Genomic DNA, 20,927 nt, shown 5'->3' with positions numbered 1-20,927 from the left:
TTTTATTTCATGCCTTTCATGTTGCCCATCATGCGCATCATGTTTTTTCCACCTGGACCTTGCATCATTTTCATCATTTTACTCATTTGATCGAACTGCTTTAAAAGCTGATTTACTTGCTCTATTTTGGTTCCAGAACCTTTTGCAATTCTAGTTTTTCTTTTCATATCTAAAATTGCTGGCTTTGTTCTTTCAACTGGCGTCATTGAATGGATGATCGCCTCAATATGTTTAAAAGCATCGTCTTCAATTTCTACATCTTTCATTACTTTTCCTGCGCCAGGAATCATTCCAACTAAATCTTTCATGCTACCCATTTTTTTAATTTGTTGGATTTGCACTAAGAAATCATCAAAACCGAATTCGTTTTTAGCAATTTTCTTCTGTAATTTTCTTGCTTCTTCTTCATCGTATTGCTCTTGAGCTCTTTCTACAAGCGACACAACGTCACCCATACCAAGAATTCTATCGGCCATACGCGACGGATAAAACACATCAATAGCATCCATTTTTTCACCGGTTCCGATGAATTTTATTGGTTTGTTTACTACCGATTTGATAGAAATTGCAGCTCCACCACGAGTATCACCATCTAATTTTGTTAGGATAACTCCATCAAAATTTAATCTATCGTTGAATGCTTTTGCAGTATTTACAGCATCTTGACCTGTCATAGAATCTACAACAAATAAGGTTTCGTGTGGTTGAATTGCTTTGTGAACATTGGCAATTTCGTTCATCATTTCTTCATCAACTGCTAAACGACCAGCAGTATCGACAATTACTACGTTAAACCCATTGGCTTTAGCATAAGCAATTGCATTTTGAGAAATTGAAACTGGGTTTTTGTTTTCTGGTTCAGAATAAACCTCAACTCCTATTTGATCTCCAACAACATGCAGCTGATTGATTGCCGCAGGACGATAAATATCACAAGCTACCAAAAGTGGTTTTTTATTCTTTTTAGTTTTTAAATAATTAGCCAATTTACCAGAAAACGTAGTTTTACCCGAACCTTGTAAACCCGACATTAATATTACAGTTGGCGTTCCAGAAAGGTTGATTCCTGCAGCATCGCCACCCATTAATTCTACTAGTTCGTCCTTAACAATTTTTACAAGTAATTGACCTGGCTCAAGTGTAGTTAAAACGTTTTGTCCAATTGCTTTTTCTTTTACAGTTGTAGTAAAATCTTTGGCAATTTTAAAGTTAACATCGGCATCAAGTAAGGCACGACGAACTTCTTTAAGAGTTTCGGCAACGTTTACTTCGGTTATTTTTCCGTGTCCTTTTAGGATATGAAATGCTTTATCTAATTTATCGCTTAAATTATTGAACATAGTTTTCTGTTTTATTAAGTTGCAAATATAAGGTAAAGGTTTTGAGCATCAAAAAATGATTTATGCAAATTTTTAAAACTATTTGGTAGGGTAATTTCAATATGAAATGTTTTAGTCTCATAAACATAAAAAAAATACTATTATGAAAAACAGAAAAACATTACTTGGTCTTGTTGCCGTGATTTTGGCCAGTACAACTTCTTGCAGTACCGATGACAATCGGTCATCTGATAATTTAAAAATTCAAGCAAAAGCTACTTATTCTGGAACTTCAGCTAAAACAACAAACGCTGTTAGTATTACAGAATTCAAAATCAATTTGAAAAACATTGAATTTGAATTGGATGACGATTTTTATGATGATGACGATGAAAACTACGGCGATGGTTTTTATGGCGATGACGATGAATTTAAACTTAGTGGTCCATTTGAATTGGATTTATTGAATGGAGTTACTACAATTACAACTCTTGATATTCCAAACGGAGTTTATGAAGAAGTAGAATTTAACATGCAAAAAAGTGTCAATGCAGCCAGTCCTTTATTTAACAAATCGGTTCAAATAAAAGGTACAATTAATGATATCCCTTTTGTTTTTTGGCATGACATTAGTGAAGAATTCGAAATTGACTACGATGATGCTAATCAAAATCTAACTATTACAAACAATAGTGCTACAATAGTTTTTGATTTTAATTTGGATGTAATTTTAGCTTCTGTCGATTTAACTTCGGCGACTGATGGAAATAATGATGGTCTTATTGAAATTAGCCCAATTGATACCGATGGAAACAACGGATTAGCTAACTTAATTAAAGATAAAATTAAAGATGCAACCGATTTGTATGATGATAATGATGATGACGGAAATGACGACGATGACGATAGCGATGATGACGACAGAATTAAATCAGTAAAATAAATAACGTTTTAAATTTAAAAAGGTCCAAATGAAATACCATTTGGACCTTTTTTTGTGATAATTTGTAATTAATTAACTCGCTATTAATTCAAAATTGAATATTCAATTGTTGGATTTCCTCTCACACCTGCATCGTTTGTCATTGCAAGAAATCTAATTTTATAATAGTTCCCTACTACATCTTTAATTACATAAAAACGATCAGTTCTAACACTTGGCAAAGTTCCTGGTCCACCACCATTTCTCCAGTTTGAACCAATAATTCTTTGATCTGTTTCTGAAACGATGAAGTTATTTTCAACAACATTATTCAACGTGAAATTTTCATAACTTCCACCATCTGCAACTAAAACTTGATATACTTTTGTTCCACCTTTCATATTTGAAACGATAAAATCAGAATATCCATAAGTTACTTCAGTTCCAAAATTTACATAGTTGGTGAAAGTTGTAAAATTCAAATCCCATTTGTCTTTTTTAGGTTCAACCTCAATAGTAGTTCCTGATGTTAAACTAAAAAATATAAAGTTGAAGTCATCGTTTTTAGAAATCGTTTCCTCTTGAAAAGTTGTTGATGCTAAATCGGCATATTGAATTTTATAACCATTTCCATTTCGTAAAATTCTAACTTTTTTCCATCCGCGAGCTTCTCCATCAACACTAACAGAACCAACAGTTGGTGTTGTTGTTGAAACGGCAAAACCAAGATTTACTAAATATACTTTATTATCGGCATCATTGACAGAAACTTCGGCAATTGCAGTTCCGAATCCAGCTCCAGAACCAGCCAAAACTCCTGTAGGATTATCGCAATAACCATTGCTTGAAGGATTAGTTCCTGCGCCAACAGCAACAGCATCATCTGATACTTGAGTTAAAGTAATATCTGATGTTTCAAGTTTTTTAACTGCCATCTTCAAAGAACCATTGATTACAACTCTAAAATCGGTATCGGTAGAAAATCCAAAATCCCAAGATGCTCTATTAACAGCTGAAGATGCTTCTGAACTTAAATCTAAATAAACTTGGTTTGGCTGATTTGGCCCACCAACAGTTGGTTGAATAATTGCACCAACAGAAGGAACTTCAATTGTTGGTCCATCATCATCGCTTGAACAAGAAGCAAGTGTTACTAATGCAATAGCTAAAGTTAAAAATTGTTTTTTCATGATATTTATATATTAAAAATTAAGATTATACGTTAGTTTTAAAAAATAAGAACGACCATAAGCAAGCATTACATTAGACGATGTTCCGTGTGCTGCGCCATCATTTGCTCTGGTTTGATTGATGTTGGTTATATCCAAAATATTTCTTGCTCCGATGGTTGCTTCAAGTTGTTTTTTGAAAAATGATTTTCTGGTGGAAACATCAAGCCAATTGCTATCATCAATTGTTGAAATAATATATTCTGAACTTCCTTCCACAAATTGTTGTGTTTTTCCGTTATATTTATAGTAAGCAGAAAATGTAGTTTGCCATTTTGGAAGTAAATAAGAAATATTGGTGTTTATATTAAATGAATACAGAAATTTTTCGTTTGAAGCAAAAATTTGATTTTCTATTTTTTGAGAAATTCCAACCAATGCTGCGCCAAAATTTAAGTTCCAATTTCCTTTTTTGAATTGATTCATTGTAGAAAAATTCCACATTTGATATTTACTAATGTTGATATATTGAAATTCTCTAATTAATGTACTTGGATTAATTCTGATTAATGCCATATCAATTTTATCATCTATATCAAGAAAACTTCCTGCAAAACTTGTTGAAATTTGCAATCCTGAATCAAATGATTTTGCTTTTTTTATGCTAATTTCATACGATGTGCTTGTTTCTGGAATTAAGTTTTCGTTTCCAATATAGAAATGACTATCATTAACAAAAAAATAATATAACTCTTCAAAAGTTGGTGTTCTAAATGAGTTTCCATATGAACCACGAAGTTCAAAATCATTTTTAAATAAATAGCGTAAACCTAACGACGATGCATATTGATCTTTAAATTTTGATTGAGCCGAAAATCGCATTCCTGGTCGAATAGAAAATCGTTCGGCTGGATTGATTTCTGATGAAACAAAAAAGTCGTAATTCTCTAACGTTTCATGAACTGGTAATGAAAACCCTCTATTGTTTACAATTTCATATCCTAACTGCAATGCAACGGTTTTATCAGAGAAAAAATTACTAATTGTTCCTGTTGAATAAAATGTTTCCATTGATTGGTCTTTAACTTTAATACTATTTGCTTCATTTTGTGTTAACAAATAATATCTAAAATCTTCTATAATTCGTTCTTGCTTTTGATGAGAAACCGAAACATTATAGTTCAATTTATTTAAGATTTTACCAGTAGAATTCAAATTATGAAAATACCTGTTGTTTAAAAATCTTCTATCATCTGCATATCTGTAAGAACCCAACTCTGTATTAAAACCAGACTGAACTGTGCTGTTATAGAAATCGATATTCTCGTCTAAATATTCAAATTTGTAGAAAATTCGAAACTGATTTTTACTGTAAGCAAGTAAAGCAGTACCGTTAAGTTGCTCTTTTGGAAGCCAACGATAACCACGCAACCCATCATTTTCAATATAATCTTTTCCTTGTTTTCCGTCTAAAAAACCTTGAAAATCATTTCGATTTGCGCTAACACTTGCAAACCATTTTTTGTTTATAGAATTAGAAACCTTTAACGATTGAATATGACGACCTTTATCAAAAAGTTCAAACTCTTTTCCTACTGTTTCCTCTTGTGCAGTTGCAGAAATATTCCATTTATCTTTTGATGATTTTTTGGTGATTATATTCAAAATTCCACTTACTGCATTGGCTCCATGAGTTACACCCATCGATCCTTCAACAATTTCTATTTGTTCTACATCATTTAGATTTATTTGAGACAGATCGGTATTATTTCCTAAACCAGCTTCGCTCACTAAAGGAACATTATCAATCATTATTTTAAAATATCTTGCATCAAGTCCGAATAATGAAACTGTAGAACGTCCATCATTGCCACTTGGTCTAACCGTAATATTTAAGTATTGATTTAATACATCTGATAAATTATTAGCCGCTAAATTTTGGATATCCTTAGCAGTAATTACACGCACATTAAAAACTGATTTCTTTATAGATTGAGGTTCAAATTGCCCAGTAATTACAACTTCGTCCAACTCATTTACCTTTATAGAATCTGTAACTTTTTTTTGTGCAGTTACAGAATAAAATACAGATAAACCGATCAATATATAAAATGATTTTCTCATTGTTTAGAATTGTTCTTAATAATTTTTTTTTGCAAATATATATGTTATTTTTATTTATTCTAAATAAATTTAATATTTTTGTCGAAATTATTATTTAACTAAATTATATCATTATGAGAATCAAATCCATTCTATTATTAACTACATTTTTGTTGGCTAGCCTATCTGGAAAAAGTCAAGATTTAAAAAAACAACAAGACATTAAAGCCATTAAATCGATGTGTGGCTGTTATGAAGTAAAATTCAATTTTGCTGAAACTTTCGAGTATTCTAAAGACTCAATTGGCTACAAACCATCTAAAACCAAACACGATTCCGGATTAGAATGGGTAGAATTAGTTGAAGACAAATCGAATAAAATTGTGCTTCAACATTTACTAATTGTTGGAAAAACTGACGATGCAATTGTAAAACACTGGCGTCAAGATTGGTTGTATGAAAACACTGAATTCTACGATTTCTTTAAAGAAAGAACTTGGAAATTTGAAAAATTATCAGCTAAAAACGTAAAAGGTCAATGGACACAAAAAGTATATCAAGTTGATGATAGTCCGAGATATGAAGGAACCGCAAGTTGGGTAATGGTTGATGGAAGTACGTATTGGAAAAACACTACCGACGCACCTTTACCAAGAAGAGAGCATACCATTCGTAACGATTATAATGTTCTTAAAAGAAGAAACATTCATGAAATTACCAACTTTGGCTGGATTCACGAGCAAGATAACGACAAGATTGTTAGAGATGACAAAGGAAACGATGTGTTATTAGCACAAGAAAAAGGAATTGATGTTTACACGAAAGTAGATGATAGCAAATGTCAAGTTGCTAAAAATTATTGGAAAAAAAATAATGAGCTTTGGTTAAAAGTTAGAAACAAATGGGAATTGGTTTACCAAAAAGACAACGATTTATCATTACAAAAATTAGTGGATGGAAAACCACTTTATTCTTATTTATTCGATTTAAAACCAGATGCGTTACAAGCAGAAGTTGATGCAATTATTGACCGTTTTATAGTAAAATAAAACCATTATAATTATGTGCCATTTTAAAATCATAAACAGAACGAGCAATGGATTTTTGCTTTTTTGTCCGAAAAGGAATCTTTACAACGTATCATTCAACAATTTGACATTCAATTTTGATCCTTCAGAAATGTTTAGTTTTATTAGTTTTTTGGATAAAATTGACACAAACTATTGGGAAAAAGAATATGAGAATTCTATTTATGAAAAGAAAATTCCAATTCCGACTTTGCAATCCAACTTCATTATTTTATTGAATAGAAATGAATTGAATGAATTGCGAATTTTATTAGATTTTAAAACACTAAAACAACTTTTAAAATCAGGAGAAATTAATTATAAAATCATTTATAATTAACTACAAAATTAAATTATTTTGTTTATTTGTTTAGGTTGAATGAATTCGTCTTGTTTAAAAACTTGACGGATTTATTTTATAAAAAAACCATTCAAAATTTGAATGGTTTTTAGCATGCATATGTAGGTTAATTTAATTCTTTTCAAAAGTTAGATAATCTGTTCCACCGTTTCCTCCGCTTACATCAATTAATTCTATTTTAGTTGAAGTTCTTGAAACAATATCCCAATCATCTGATAAATCTTGAAAATTAGCTGGTGATGAAAATAAAATATTAAAATCTAAATCACTACTTGGACTATCATCATCGCTACTATCATCATTTGTAACCGACCATGAACCTGTGTAAGTATTTGTTCCATTGGTTGCCGTTAATACATTAGACGAACCAAAAGTGAAATTGTATCCTGCAAAATCACTAGTTTCATCAGAATCAGTATCGAAATAATAGGTTACTCGCCATGTTCCAGAAGTTACAGTATTAACCACTGGAGTTGGATCTGAAGAAGAGTTATTGTTATCATCATCACTACTACAAGTCGATGCCATATTCATAAAAAATACGACCGATAAAAAAGGAATAATAGCGATTTTTTTTCCTTTTTCTAATAAATAATTGGTACTTTTTTTTAGTTTTTTTGTGTTCATAATATTAATTTATTTATTGTTGGTTTTTAGTTTTTTGTAAAATATAAATAATCGGTTTCACCATCTCCTCCACTTATATGTTTGAGTTTTATTACTGTTGAAGAATATTCTGTAATTTCCCAATCTTCTTCTAATTCATCTAAATTGGAATCATCAAAATTTAAGCTTAATATATCATCACCACTGTCAATATAATTACTCCAACTTCCATTGGTTGTTGTTGAAGCTTTAACAATAGTAATCGTTCCGGTTGCAGAAAAGGTAAAATTATAACCGACATAATCGCTTGTTTCATTATCATCGCCTTCGAAAAAATAAGAAACATACCAAGTTCCATTTGTAATAACATCAGAGAAATCAGCACTTCCGCCACCACCAGAATTATCATCGCAATCATCGATAGATTCTTCGATAATGTCTTCTAACTGACTGTTGCTAGTAATGACAATATTATTTCCGTTGGAATCAACAATAGAAATTGGATAATTGATTGCAATAAATTCGTTATCATCTAAATTCTCAATAAAATTATAAAACTGAACATCATTAGTTATTGTCAATGTACTAGCTAATTGATTATTACTATCATAAATATTTAAAACAACAGGGTAATTTAAAGTAATACAATCAATTTCGTCAAAATCGTCATCGTTGTCCTCACAGTCGTCCAAAACATCATCTAAAGCATCAGAATTATTTATAACTTGAGTAGAAAAATTTTGATACTGAATAGTTATTGGATAAATAAAATTCACAATATCATCATCATCAGAAAAAGCGTCGATGGCATCTTGAACCGTTTGATAATCAGCTTCGGTTTGAACAACTACATTATCACCATTAACAATAACTGTTACTGGCAATTGAACACTAAAACAACTAGAATTATCTAAAACATTATCCTGCGAAGTAGCATTTTGAGAAACTCTCGATAATAAATTTACTAATGGTGAAGTTTTATTTAGATTTTGTGTTGGATCTTGTATCACTTCGTTTTCTTCTTTTTGGCAAGAGAAAAATAAAATGGATAAAAAACCTAGAAAAATAAATTGACTCGCTTTCATAATATGCACGTATTTAATTAAAAACAATTGACTTAAATAAAACCCTACCGAAAAATAAAAAAAATAATTATATTTACGCTACTTTATACATCATTAAATTCCATAGAAATAAAATGAGTGATACGTGCCAAGAAAATGTTTTTTCAGAATTCTTTAAAAACCATGTAAAACAGTTACGAAATTTTCTGCTTTATAAATTTGGCAACCAAGATCAGGCAGAAGATGCAACACAAGAAGCTTTCATTAAACTATGGCAAAATTGTGCTGATGTTCCTCTAGAAAAAGCCAAATCTTATATTTACACTATTGCAAATAATACATCTCTAAATGTAATTGCCCATCAAAAAGTGGTTGTAAATTATCAAAAGAATAATTCTCTAAATGACAGATCCAATGAAAATCCAGAATTTTTATTAGAGGAAGAACAATTTAAATCTAAATTATTAAATGCCATTGATCGATTGAATGAAACGCAGCGTGTCGCTTTTTTAATGCACCGAATAGACGGAAAAAAATATGCTCAAATTGCCGAGGAACTAAATATTAGTGTAAAAGCTGTAGAAAAACGTATTCATTTAGCTCTAGTTGAATTACGAAAAGAATTTGAAAACTTTAAGTAGGGTAATTATATTTTGATTTGTTATAAACTTAGCAACAAACAAATTAGTTCCTAACTTAATTAGCTCAATCATGAAAAAAACTTTACTTATTATTGTTTTATCGCTATTTACAAGTCAGATAATTTCTGCTCAATATACTTTTGATTGGATGCAAGACGCATCAGAATATAATAAATCGGCTGTAATGATGGCTATTGATAATTCTAATAATGCATTTGTGACAGGTCATTGGCTTCATAGCAACATTTATACCCGAAAGTATTCTCCTTCAGGGACTTTTTTATGGGAAGTTTCAGATGCGTCAGGAATTGCTAGCAATTATCAAAAACCTATTTGGAGCAATTGTGATTCAAATGGAAACGTATACGTTGTTGGAAAAAGATATACATTTAGTACTACATCGTCTGGGATTCAAGAATATGCAAATGCAATTGTAGTTTTAAAATATAATCCTTCAGGAGTTTTACTGTGGAAAAATACTATTCCAGTTACAGCATCAACTGTTGGAATTTCTCCAAGTTTCACCTTAAGAAGTGAAGTTGATGCTGATGGAAATTTATATATTGGAACATCTCAATTAACACCATATGGTTTAACTTTGATAAAACTAAATCCAAGTGGTACAATAGTATTTCAAACAAGTAATGCTACAAATAGTGCTTATGGTTTTGGATCAATGCGATTAAAAAATGACAAAATATACATGACCGGATCAGGAGATACTGTTCATGGAACTCCATTAGTAGTTTGGGATACTTTGGGAAATCTAGTTTTTTCCGCAGGATTCATTCATGTTAACAATATCAATCCTGGCTTTTTTAGTGGTTTTGGTGAAGATTTAGAAGTTGACGATTCGGGAAATATTTATATTTTAGGAAGAACCAATCATTCAATGTCAGTTCCAACAAATAATATTGATATTTTAGTTCAAAAAGTAAGTTCAACTGGAACATTACTTTGGCAACAAAATTACGATTTTGGAGGAAACGATTTTCCTCAACGATTTTCACTCGGAGGAAATAAAGTCAGCATTATTTCGGCTTCATATGGTTTTGAACCCAATTGGAGAACATTACAAATTGATACCGATGGAAATTTATTATGGAATACAGTATACGACGCCGTTAGTAGTGTTGATGAAATTCCCTATTTTATAACAACTAATACACTTGGAGAACCAATAGTGATTGGTAAAGGCGGACCAACAGCCAGTACTTCTATGTCAACAGTTCAAATGGTAGTTTTAAAATATAGTAACAATGGAGTCCAACAATGGATAAGTACACCAAATATCTATGGTGGAAGCGGAATATATTGCAAAATTGCTAACGACGAAAGTCTTTTTGCAATAAGTGAGCATAATATGACTGTATACCACTACAATCCTGTAGTATTATCAAATCAAGAGGACATTTTTAAGAATACAAAAGTTTATCCAAATCCATTTTCAGATAAAGTAAATATCCAACTCTACGAAAATGAAAATAATTCAAATCTATCAATTTATGATGTCTCTGGAAAATTAATATTAGAAAAGAAACTTAATAAAATTAATAATGAACTTGATTTATCAAACGTAAATAGCGGAATGTACATTTGTAGGTTGGTTTCAAACAATAATCAAAAAACAATAAAGCTTATAAAAAAATAAGCTGAATTTGTAAATTAAATAACAATTCGATACCTTCGAATAAGGAAGAAAAAAAATGGAAGAAAATTATAAATTAGCAAAATGGCTTGATGGAGAAATGACTGATGCAGAATTGAAAGAATTTCAAGCTGATCCTGACTTCCCATTATATGAAAAAATAAAATTATATTCATCACAATTAGAAACACCTAAATTTGATGAAAATAAAATATTGAACACGGTATTAGAAACCAAAAAACAAACTCCAAAAGTTGTTACTTTAAAACCAAATTGGTTCATGAGAATTGCTGCTGTTTTAGTAATAGGATTTGGATTATTTTTTGCTTTTAATACTTTCACTCCTACAACAGAATTGGCAGAAAATGGAAAACAAACCACCTTCTTATTACCAGATAATTCTGAAGTAATATTAAACTCTGGTTCGCAAATTGATTTTAAAAAATGGAACTGGGATAGTAATCGAAAGTTGAAATTAAATGGCGAAGCCTACTTTAAAGTTGCCAAAGGAAAAAAGTTTGAAGTCAACACCAACCTTGGAAAGGTAAGTGTCCTTGGCACACAATTTAATGTTAAAGCAAGAAAAGATCGATTTGACGTAGTTTGTTTCGAAGGTAAAGTAAAAGTAAACTTCAACACTCAAGAAGTAATTTTAACTCCAGGTCAAATGGTTTCATTTGAAGGCAATGAAAAAATTGTAAGCAAGACTATTTCCGATGCGAAACCAGTATGGCTTTCTAAAGAATTATCATTCGAAAAAGAAAAATTAACGGCAGTTTTAGAAGAAATTCAACGACAATATAATGTTACAATTGATGCTAAAAACATCAAATCAGATCAATTGTTTACGGGTAAAATTCCGACGAACAATATTGATATAGCATTAAAAACAATCACCTCAATCTATCACTTAAAGTATTCAAAATCTACTAATTCAAACTATGTTATTGAAGAAATAAAGTGAAAATAAAAAAGTATTTTGCGTCTTTGTTGATGTGCTTTGTTTGTGTTTTGAGTGCAAATGCTCAAGATAGAAGCGATAGCATTTTATTGATAAAAATTCTTGAAAAAATAGAGCAACAACATGGTGTGAATTTTAATTATATAGATGAAGAAATTGCTATTTTCAAAATTATTCCTCCAAAAAACGCTCTAACTTTAAACGAAAAACTCGATTATATTTCAGATAAAACGCGCTTAAAATTTCAATTTACATCTAAAAGTTATATAGCTGTTGTTAACAATAAAGACCTTGACAAACCCTTATGCGGCTTTATTGTAGACGTTTTTTCTAATCAACCAATTGCATATGCAAACATAAAAGTAATTGGAACAAACTATTCAACATCGAGTAATGAAAATGGATATTTTGAATTAAACATAAAATCAATAAATCCAATAGAGTTTTCTCACGTAAATTACGAAAAACTCACAATACAATCTATTGAATTATACACAAATAAGTGTCCGACTTTAACATTAAAACCTGTTTTAAATGAATTATCTGAAGTTGTAACTCAAACCTATTTAACTAAGGGAATTACAAAAAAACTAGACGGAACTTTTGAAATAAAACCTAAAAAATTCGGACTTCTTCCTGGCTTAACTGAGCCAGATGTATTTGAAACTTTAAAACAAATTCCCGGAATTGCAAGTACAGACGAAACCATCTCGAACCTCAACGTTCGTGGCGGAACACATGATCAAAATTTGTTTTTATGGAACGGAATTCGACTTTTTCAAACAGGACATTTCTTCGGATTGATATCTGCTTTAAATCCGAATTTGGCGCATACCATTAAAATTACTAAAAACGGAAGCTCTCCTTTTTATGGTGAAAGCGTTTCAAGCGTTGTCGATATTTCTACTCACAAAAATACATCTGAGGAAACCAACGGTTCTATTGGAATAAATATGATTAGTGCCGATGTTAACGCCAAATTTAAAATTTCACAAAATTCAAATCTCGAATTAAGTGCGCGCCGTTCACATACCGATTTTATCAATTCGCCAACTTACAAAAACTATTACAATAGAATTTTTCAAAATACAGCCGTAACCAATCTTACCAACGATGAAGTAATTAATTACATGAACAATGAAGATTTTTATTTTTACGATTTCTCATTACAATTTGACCAAAAAATTAATTCGAAAATGGATCTCAACATCGATTTAATTTCAATTAATAATCTTTTAGAGTTTAATGAATCCAAGCAAGAAAACGCTATTTTAATTGCTAAAAATAGTTCTTTAGAACAACATACTCTTGGAGGAAATGTTACTTTAAAAGTGAATTGGAATAAGAAAAACCAATCAGAAATAAATGTTTATACTTCGTATTACACTATTGAATCTGAAAATGAATCGATACAAAGTAATCAAATTTTGAATCAAGAAAATACTATTTTAGATACTGGAATTAAAATTAAAAATAGTCATCAAATCGCTACAAATTGGAAATTCAACAACGGTTATCAATTCAACGAAATCGGAATTAGAAATTTTGACCGAATCAACAGCCCCATTTTTTCAAGAAGAATTAAAGATGTTTTACACAGTCATTCGTTAATTGGAGAACTACAGTATTCCTCTCAAAATAAAAAACTTAGAACTGCTGTTGGTTTACGTCAAACCTACATTACGCAACTCGAAGAATATTTATTTGAACCAAGATTACAATTTAATTATTCATTTTCTAAATCGTTTTTTGCAGAAATTTTAGCCGAGAGAAAAAGCCAAGTAACTTCACAAATTGTCGATTTGCAGCAAGATTTTCTTGGTGTAGAAAAACGTCGTTGGATTTTAGCAAATAACGAAACAATTCCTGTAGTAAAAAGCAATCAGGTTTCGGTTGGATTTACTTTTAAAAAGAACAATTGGCTACTAACTTTAGACAATTTTTACAAATCGGTAAACGGAATTACCAGCATGAGTCAAGGATTTCAAAACCAATTGGAATTTTCAAGAATTAACGGAAAATATACCGTTCTAGGTTCAGAATTTTTAATTCAAAAGCAGTTTTACAATTTCACAGCGTGGCTAAGTTACACTTACACGAATAACAATTACAATTTCGAAAGTTTTTCAACTAATGCTTTTCCGAATAATTATGAAATCAATCACAATGTAGGAATGGCAGTCATTTATGATTATCAAAAACTAAAAATAGCTCTTGGTTCAAGATGGTTTACCGGAAAACCCAACACGCTTCCCTCAAGTTCATTACCAATATTTAACACGCCAGACAATCCCCAAATTGGCTATCAAGAACCAAATTCTACTAATCTTGAAGACTATTTTCAAATGAATTTCTCCAGTAGTTATAAAATTTCAATCAGTGAAAAATCGAATTTACTTTTCGGATTCTCTGTCCAAAATTTATTGGATTCTAAAATTATAATCAATCAAAATTACCGCGTAAATACCAATACGAATTCTATTGAACAAGTAAATACTTTTGCCTTAGAAAGAACTTTTAATGCTTTTTTAAGGTACAATTTTTAAATGAAATGTGTCGTTAAACGATCTTAATACAATCTTAAGCAATACTTAGTAGGGTTAAAATTAATGGAAATGTTTTTAAGTAGTAGCAACTAAATACGTTAAAATTTAGTCGCACAATAAAACCTATTTCTAAAATTTAATCTTTCTAATTATGAAAAAAACTTTGTTAAAAGCTATCAATTGTACAGCACTTTTTTTAGTTACATTTAGTGCTTATGCACAAACTCCGGGAACTTTAACCTTTACTTACAATCAACCGCAACCTACAAGTCCTGCACCAAATGCAGGAATTAAAAACGTTTTAGCCGTTTGGATTGAGAATGGCACTGGAACTTTTATAAAAACCAAATACAGGTTTGTATCGAATTCAACTAAAGACCATTTACCAACGTGGGCAGTAAAATCTGGTGGTGCGTTAACAAATGCGACTACAGCAACTTGCAATACTACCGATGCTATTTCTGGAGCGACTTGCACGGCAACAGCAACTACAGCAGGAACGATTCCTGCAGGTTCAATTAGACCAACCGCATTTGGAACTAAAACAATAACTTGGGATGGAAAAAATGTAGTTGGAACAATTAATGGAACAACAGTCGCAGACGGAACTTATAAAGTCTGGGTTGAAAGCTCTTGGGTAGATTCTGGGTCTAATAATCATAACGAATTAATTGGTTTTACTTTTACAAAAGGTCCAGCAAGTGTGCATTTAACACCAACTGGCGACACTTATATAAATGGTGTGGTTATAGATTGGGTTCCATCCGCGCTTTCTGTTGCAGATGTTCAATTCCAAGAACCATCTGTTGTAATTTATCCTGTTCCATCTTCTGGAATTTTTAATTTAAGTCTGAAAAATGATTTAAAAAACATAAAAGTCTTTAATCTTCTAGGACAAATTGTTTATTCTGAAAACAATATTACGCCTTCTTATCAAACAATAAAAATACTCGACCTTACTAATTTAAGTAATGGAAATTATGTTATTAGTTTAGAAAACGATTATGGAATTTCTAACTATGAAGTGATTATTGATAAATAATTTATCACTTGATATCTTCAAGATAACAACTGCAAATCATACTATTTTCAAATAACTTAACAATTCCTATTTAACAACTATGAGTAAATTTAAAAAACTATCAATCGGCCTTTTTATACTATTTTTTATAGGTATTCTCGGCTACAATTATGTCATGCATGGCGGAGCAAGAGATGTATCTTCTGAAGAGACCGTTTTTACAACAACAGCAAAAAATATAACTAACGAATTTATCAATACCACTGAAATATCTAATAAAAAGTATTTAGAAAAAGCGGTCGCAATTTCAGGTAAAATTACAAACATCTCTGAATTAGAAGTCATTCTTGATAACACCGTAATCTGCAATTTAAAAGAAAGTAATGCAACAATAAAACAAAACAAAGAAGTAACTATCAAAGGTAGAATTGTTGGATTTGATGATTTAATGGGAGAAGTAAAACTTGACCAATGCCAAATAATTAATAAATAAAACACATGAAAAACTTTTTAACTATTGCTTTAGTATTTCTATTTACTGGAACTGCAATCGCACAAGATGATTTACTAAATGAACTAGATTCATTAAAAACCAAAGAAAAGACAATTACTCCGTACGCTTTTAAAGCATTACAAATTTGCAACATGCAATCAACAAAGTTGCCTGTAAAAGGAGAATGGTATATCCTAATTTCACATCGATTTGGTGATGTAACCAACGGATTTGAAAACTTCTTTGGACTAGACGAAGCCATTACAAAAATTGGTGCAATTTATGGCGCAACTAACTGGTTGTCAATTGGTGCATCGAGACATAGAAATAATAAAACCTATGAATTGGCTGCAAAATATAAATTGGTAAACCAAATTGACCAAGGATTTCCTTTTACAATTGTTGGTTATAACACAATGGACATCAACAGTGAATTGAAAAAAGAGGTTAATCCAGGATTAAAATTTTCTAACCGATTAGCGTATACTTCTCAACTAATTATATCTAGAAAATTTTCTGAATCATTTTCATTTGAAGTTGCTCCTATCTATGTTCACAAAAACTTATATGATGACTTCACGGAGCAAAAAGATTTATTTTTAATTGGTGCTGGAGGAAGATATAAACTATCAAAAAGAATAAGTTTAAATATGGAATATGCAGCGCGATTAAATACTTCTAAAGATTTCGATTCTCCTTATAATAATCCTCTTTCTGTAGGATTTGATATTGAAACTGGTGGCCATGTTTTTCAAATGATTTTCTCTAATAGTCAACCTATGAATGACGTTGCCGTATTTTCAAATACTAAAGGAGATTGGAGTTTAACAAAAGGTGGTGGCATCTATTTTGGATTTAACATGTACCGAGTTTTTTAATACTAAAATAATTTAAAAATGAAAAAAATAACAATATTACTGGCGATTATACTATTATGCGTATTTGCAGCAACTTCTTGTGAATCAAATACCTACTCCGAGATTTCCACTGTAACCAATCCTACTTATACAAAAAACATTAAGCCGCTTTTTGATTCTCAGTGTGTTACTTGTCATAAAAACGATGATCAATTTCCAAATTTAACAACTTATGACGAAGTGAAACTAAGCGTTGACACTAATCCAGCCGAAGGTGGTGTTTTGTGCTATATTGATAATCCGTCGCAATGTTTTAGTGACAACATTATGCCGCCAACTGGTAGAATGCCACAAACCACAATTGATATGATTAAACTATGGAAAACGCAAGGATATGTTAACTAAATTAAAACACAAAATGAAAAAAATAGCAATTATTACACTATGCTTTTTAGCAGGAACTACTGTTTTCTCGCAAAAATTATTGACGCGAAATGGAGCAGTAAAATTTGAAGCAACAATGCCATCCGCTCTTGAGGAAATAGCAGGTTCTAATGCAACAGCTTCTTGCATTTTCAATGAAACAACAGGAGATTTTGTAACATTAGTTCTTGTAAAAGGATTCAAATTTAAATCGCCTTTAATGGAAGAACATTTCAATGAAAACTACTTAGAATCTTCTAAATTTCCAAAATCAACCTTTAAAGGAAAAGTTCTGAATTTCGATAAATCTAAGCTTACAACTTCTAAAACCGCTTATGAACTTGAAGGAGATTTAACCATTCACGGTATCACAAAAAAAATAAAAACCAAAATTTATTTGAGTAAAGATGCCAACAAAGTGAATGCACAATCAGATTTTTCAGTTAAACTTTCCGATTACAATATAGAAATTCCTAGTTTGGTAAAAGACAAAATTTCTAAAGAAGTTAAATTATCTACCCAATTTATATTAGGAGAAAGTTAGTTAGTTTTATTTTAGTTTTTGTTTTTGTTTAAAAAAACCCGATGAGTAATTTTACTGATCGGGTTTGGTATTTACATTCGTTCAGGAACTTCAATTCCTAATAGTCCAAATGCTAGTTTTATAGTATCGGCTACTTTTTTAGACAATTGAACTCTGAATACTTTTTTATCTTGATTTTCTTCACCAAGAATAGATACATTTTGATAAAACGAATTGAATTCTTTCACCAAATCATAAGTGTAATTGGCAACTAAAGCCGGACTATGATTGTGAGCAGCATTCTGAATTATTTCTGGAAACAACTCAATTTGTTTGATTAATTCTTTTTCTTTCGGATGCAATTCGATAGTTACTTTTTGAGTGGTATCAAAGGTAGCTTTACGCAAAATAGACTGAATTCGCGCATAAGTATATTGAATAAATGGTCCAGTATTTCCAGCAAAATCAACCGATTCTTCTGGATTGAACATCATCGATTTCTTTGGATCTACTTTCAACATAAAATATTTTAAAGCTCCTAGTCCGATGGTTTTGTATAAATTGGCTTTTTCTTCATCAGAATACCCGTCTAATTTTCCTAATTCTTCCGAAATTGATTTTGCCGTTGTAGTCATTTCTTCCATTAAATCGTCGGCATCAACCACAGTTCCTTCACGAGATTTCATTTTTCCTGATGGCAATTCTACCATTCCATAAGACAAATGATACAAGTTTTCTGCCCATTCAAAACCTAATTTTTTCAGAATTAAAAACAAAACTTTAAAATGGTAATCTTGCTCGTTTCCAACGGTATAAACCATTCCGCCAACATCTGGGAAATCTTTCACACGTTGAATAGCGGTTCCAATATCTTGCGTCATATAAACCGCAGTTCCATCAGATCGAAGCACGATTTTCCTATCCAATCCGTCTGGCGTTAAATCAATCCAAACCGAACCATCAGCATCTTTTTCGAAAATACCTTTTTCTAGTCCAAATTGAACAACTTCTTTCCCAAGCAAATACGTATTTGATTCGTAGTAATAACTATCAAAATCAACGCCTAAACTTTTATACGTTTGAGCAAAACCATCGTAAACCCATTGGTTCATAGTTTTCCAAAGTTCTATAACTTCTGGTTTTCCAGCTTCCCAATCTAGTAGCATTTGTTGTGCTTCTTGAATAATTGGCGCTTGTTTTTTAGCTTCTTCTTCTGATTTTCCTTCGGCCATTAAAGCCGCAATTTCGGTTTTGTAAACTTTATCAAATTCTACATAAAAATTTCCAACCAATTTATCGCCTTTCAAACCTGAGTTTTCTGGAGTTTGTCCGTTTCCAAATTTCTGCCAAGCCAACATCGATTTACAAATGTGAATTCCTCTATCGTTGATGATTTGCGTTTTATATACTTTTTTTCCTGATGCTTTGATAATTTCAGCAACAGAATAGCCTAATAAATTGTTTCGAACGTGACCAAGATGCAAGGGTTTATTGGTGTTTGGAGACGAATATTCTACCATAACCGCTTTATCATTTGCGGAAGCAGTACCAAATCCGAACTTGTCATTGGATTGAATTTCGTTAAAGAAATTGACATAATAAGCATCCGAAATTACGATGTTTAAAAATCCTGCAACCACATTGAATTTCTCCACTTGTGCAACATTTTCAACCAAATAATTCCCGATTTTAGTTCCGATTTCAACCGGATTTCCTTTGATAATTTTCAATAATGGAAAAATCACCATTGTAATATCACCTTCAAAATCTTTCCTAGTAGCTTGAAATTCAATTTTTTCGATAGCGATATCGAATGTTTTTTGAACAGCTTCTTTAATACTCGGATTTAGAATTTCTTGTAGTGACATTTTGTTATTTTTTTAAGGTTGCAAAGATAGGATTTTATTGGAAAAATGAACGAATTTTCGATACAGATTGCACGAATTTCAACTTAATGTGATAGATTTAATTGATGTTATTCTAAAAATAAAAAAACTCGAAAATTACTTTCCGAGTTTTGAATTTATAAATTAATTTGAATTATTACCATTTAATGATAGCACTTGCCCACGTAAATCCGCTACCAAAAGCAGCCAAAACAAGTGTGTCGCCTTCTTTAATTTTTCCTTGTTCCCAAGCTTCTGTTAAAGCAATTGGAATGGAAGCTGCAGTTGTATTACCGTATTTTTGAATGTTGTTAAAAACTTGATCATCAGACAGTTTGAACTTATGCTGAATGAATTGCGAGATTCTCAAATTGGCTTGATGTGGTACCAACATGTCAATATCTGATACTTGCAAATTGTTGGCAGTTAATCCTTCCATAATAACTTCACTAAAACGCACCACGGCATTTTTAAAAACAAATTGTCCGTTCATGTAAGGAAAATAACTGTCATCACTTGGATCATTATCTGCAATAATATCGGTAACCCAACGATCGCCCATTCCTGGTGCTTTTACAATCAATTCCTCAGCATGCAATCCTTCTGAATGTAAATGAGTTGACAAAATTCCTTTCGATAAATCTTCTTCTCTACTCAAGACAGCCGCACCTGCTCCATCACCAAAAATTACAGAAACGCCTCTACCTCTATCGGTCATGTCAAGACCTGTGGAATGTACTTCTGAACCAATAATCAAAATATTTTTATACATTCCGGTTTTAATATACTGATCGGCAACCGACAAAGCATAAATAAATCCAGAACATTGATTTCTAACATCCAATGCGCCAACGGTTTTTAAACCTAAATCACGTTGTACCAAAACTCCTGGACCAGGAAAATAATAATCTGGACTTAATGTAGCGAAAACAATAAAGTCGATGTCTTCTTTAGCAACACCAGATCTTTTTATAGCTATTTCGGCGGCTTTTACACCCATGGATGTTGTGGTATCTTCACCACGAATAATATGACGTCTTTCTTTAATTCCGGTTCGTTCTTGAATCCACTCGTCATTGGTATCCATAAGTTTGGATAAATCATCATTAGTAACCACATTTTCAGGAACATAAAATCCTAATCCCGATATTTTTGAATGATACATATATTATATTTTTAGCAAAATTGACAGCACAAATTTAGTTATCTTTTAAAAAATACGATTAAATATTGGCTTAAATTTTAGATTTGTTAATTGACAATGCAGTGTAAAAATAAAAAAACCATCCTAAAAAAGATGGTTTTTATAAGCTATTT

Annotated in this window: 19 protein-coding genes; 12 read left to right on the top strand and 7 right to left on the bottom strand. The window is 31.1% G+C overall.

Annotated features, from left to right (window positions below):
* Positions 1-2 precede the first annotated feature (2 nt).
* Positions 3-1,340 (bottom strand): signal recognition particle protein, encoded by a 1,338-nt coding sequence (gene ffh / locus LG45_RS07755; RefSeq protein ID WP_035125900.1) that lies wholly within the window; start codon positions 1,338-1,340, stop codon positions 3-5.
* Positions 1,341-1,482: 142 nt separating this feature from the next.
* Here ffh and LG45_RS07750 point away from each other — a divergent pair, with 142 nt between their 5' ends.
* Positions 1,483-2,262 (top strand): hypothetical protein, encoded by a 780-nt coding sequence (locus LG45_RS07750; protein ID WP_052087524.1) that lies wholly within the window; start codon positions 1,483-1,485, stop codon positions 2,260-2,262.
* Between the two features lie 83 nt (positions 2,263-2,345).
* Here the strand turns inward: LG45_RS07750 and LG45_RS07745 are convergent, their stop codons facing one another.
* On the bottom strand, positions 2,346-3,431 hold the full coding sequence (locus LG45_RS07745; RefSeq protein ID WP_035125898.1) for an HmuY family protein: 1,086 nt from the start codon (positions 3,429-3,431) through the stop codon (positions 2,346-2,348).
* Positions 3,432-3,443: 12 nt separating this feature from the next.
* The gene (locus tag LG45_RS07740; protein ID WP_035125896.1) at positions 3,444-5,534 is read right to left on the bottom strand and encodes a TonB-dependent receptor plug domain-containing protein; all 2,091 of its coding nucleotides are present in this window, start codon (positions 5,532-5,534) and stop codon (positions 3,444-3,446) included.
* Positions 5,535-5,647: 113 nt separating this feature from the next.
* Here LG45_RS07740 and LG45_RS07735 point away from each other — a divergent pair, with 113 nt between their 5' ends.
* Together LG45_RS07735 and LG45_RS07730 are read left to right on the top strand one after the other, a co-directional pair.
* Positions 5,648-6,562, top strand: a complete 915-nt coding sequence (locus LG45_RS07735; protein ID WP_052087523.1) for a DUF6607 family protein — start codon at positions 5,648-5,650, stop codon at positions 6,560-6,562.
* Between the two features lie 13 nt (positions 6,563-6,575).
* Positions 6,576-6,920, top strand: a complete 345-nt coding sequence (locus tag LG45_RS07730) for a DUF6686 family protein (protein ID WP_035125895.1) — start codon at positions 6,576-6,578, stop codon at positions 6,918-6,920.
* Positions 6,921-7,052: 132 nt separating this feature from the next.
* On the opposite strand, the gene LG45_RS07725 is transcribed toward LG45_RS07730, so the two are convergent.
* Positions 7,053-7,568 (bottom strand): hypothetical protein, encoded by a 516-nt coding sequence (locus LG45_RS07725; protein WP_240471838.1) that lies wholly within the window; start codon positions 7,566-7,568, stop codon positions 7,053-7,055.
* A gap of 26 nt (positions 7,569-7,594) precedes the next feature.
* Complete coding sequence (locus LG45_RS07720) at positions 7,595-8,632, bottom strand: hypothetical protein (RefSeq protein ID WP_035125893.1); 1,038 nt, start codon at positions 8,630-8,632, stop codon at positions 7,595-7,597.
* 113 nt (positions 8,633-8,745) lie between these two features.
* Here LG45_RS07720 and LG45_RS07715 point away from each other — a divergent pair, with 113 nt between their 5' ends.
* The 9 genes from LG45_RS07715 (at position 8,746) to LG45_RS07675 (ending at position 17,745) form a co-directional block, all read left to right on the top strand.
* Positions 8,746-9,252, top strand: coding sequence for an RNA polymerase sigma factor (locus LG45_RS07715; protein WP_035125891.1), 507 nt, complete (start codon positions 8,746-8,748; stop codon positions 9,250-9,252).
* A 70-nt stretch (positions 9,253-9,322) separates the two neighbouring features.
* Positions 9,323-10,903: a T9SS type A sorting domain-containing protein gene (locus LG45_RS07710; RefSeq protein WP_035125886.1), complete on the top strand. Its 1,581-nt coding sequence runs from the start codon at positions 9,323-9,325 to the stop codon at positions 10,901-10,903.
* A 55-nt stretch (positions 10,904-10,958) separates the two neighbouring features.
* Positions 10,959-11,864 carry a FecR family protein gene (locus LG45_RS07705; RefSeq protein WP_035125885.1) on the top strand — a complete coding sequence of 302 codons (906 nt, stop codon included), beginning with the start codon at positions 10,959-10,961 and terminating at the stop codon, positions 11,862-11,864.
* Positions 11,861-14,407, top strand: coding sequence for a TonB-dependent receptor (locus tag LG45_RS07700; protein WP_131494643.1), 2,547 nt, complete (start codon positions 11,861-11,863; stop codon positions 14,405-14,407). Before LG45_RS07705 ends, LG45_RS07700 begins: the two co-directional genes overlap by 4 nt.
* 151 nt (positions 14,408-14,558) lie before the next feature.
* Entirely contained in the window at positions 14,559-15,449 is an 891-nt protein-coding gene (locus tag LG45_RS07695) for a T9SS type A sorting domain-containing protein (protein ID WP_035125882.1), read from the top strand.
* Between the two features lie 79 nt (positions 15,450-15,528).
* Positions 15,529-15,921: an OB-fold protein gene (locus LG45_RS07690; protein ID WP_081932056.1), complete on the top strand. Its 393-nt coding sequence runs from the start codon at positions 15,529-15,531 to the stop codon at positions 15,919-15,921.
* Between the two features lie 5 nt (positions 15,922-15,926).
* On the top strand, positions 15,927-16,799 hold the full coding sequence (locus LG45_RS07685) for a DUF5777 family beta-barrel protein (RefSeq protein ID WP_035125880.1): 873 nt from the start codon (positions 15,927-15,929) through the stop codon (positions 16,797-16,799).
* Between the two features lie 18 nt (positions 16,800-16,817).
* Entirely contained in the window at positions 16,818-17,183 is a 366-nt protein-coding gene (locus tag LG45_RS07680) for a hypothetical protein (RefSeq protein ID WP_035125879.1), read from the top strand.
* Positions 17,184-17,196: 13 nt separating this feature from the next.
* Positions 17,197-17,745, top strand: coding sequence for a YceI family protein (locus tag LG45_RS07675; RefSeq protein WP_035126704.1), 549 nt, complete (start codon positions 17,197-17,199; stop codon positions 17,743-17,745).
* Positions 17,746-17,816: 71 nt separating this feature from the next.
* Here the strand turns inward: LG45_RS07675 and argS are convergent, their stop codons facing one another.
* Positions 17,817-19,592 carry an arginine--tRNA ligase gene (argS, locus tag LG45_RS07670; RefSeq protein WP_035125877.1) on the bottom strand — a complete coding sequence of 592 codons (1,776 nt, stop codon included), beginning with the start codon at positions 19,590-19,592 and terminating at the stop codon, positions 17,817-17,819.
* Between the two features lie 175 nt (positions 19,593-19,767).
* The gene (locus LG45_RS07665) at positions 19,768-20,775 is read right to left on the bottom strand and encodes a 3-oxoacyl-ACP synthase III family protein (RefSeq protein WP_035125876.1); all 1,008 of its coding nucleotides are present in this window, start codon (positions 20,773-20,775) and stop codon (positions 19,768-19,770) included.
* Between the last annotated feature and the right edge of the window lie 152 nt (positions 20,776-20,927).

It is taken from the genome of Flavobacterium aquatile LMG 4008 = ATCC 11947, assembly GCF_000757385.1.
GTDB classification, from domain to species: Bacteria; Bacteroidota; Bacteroidia; order Flavobacteriales; family Flavobacteriaceae; genus Flavobacterium; species Flavobacterium aquatile.
The sequence above is the reverse complement of the archived record's forward strand: the minus strand, read 5'-3'. Positions and strand labels throughout refer to the sequence as shown.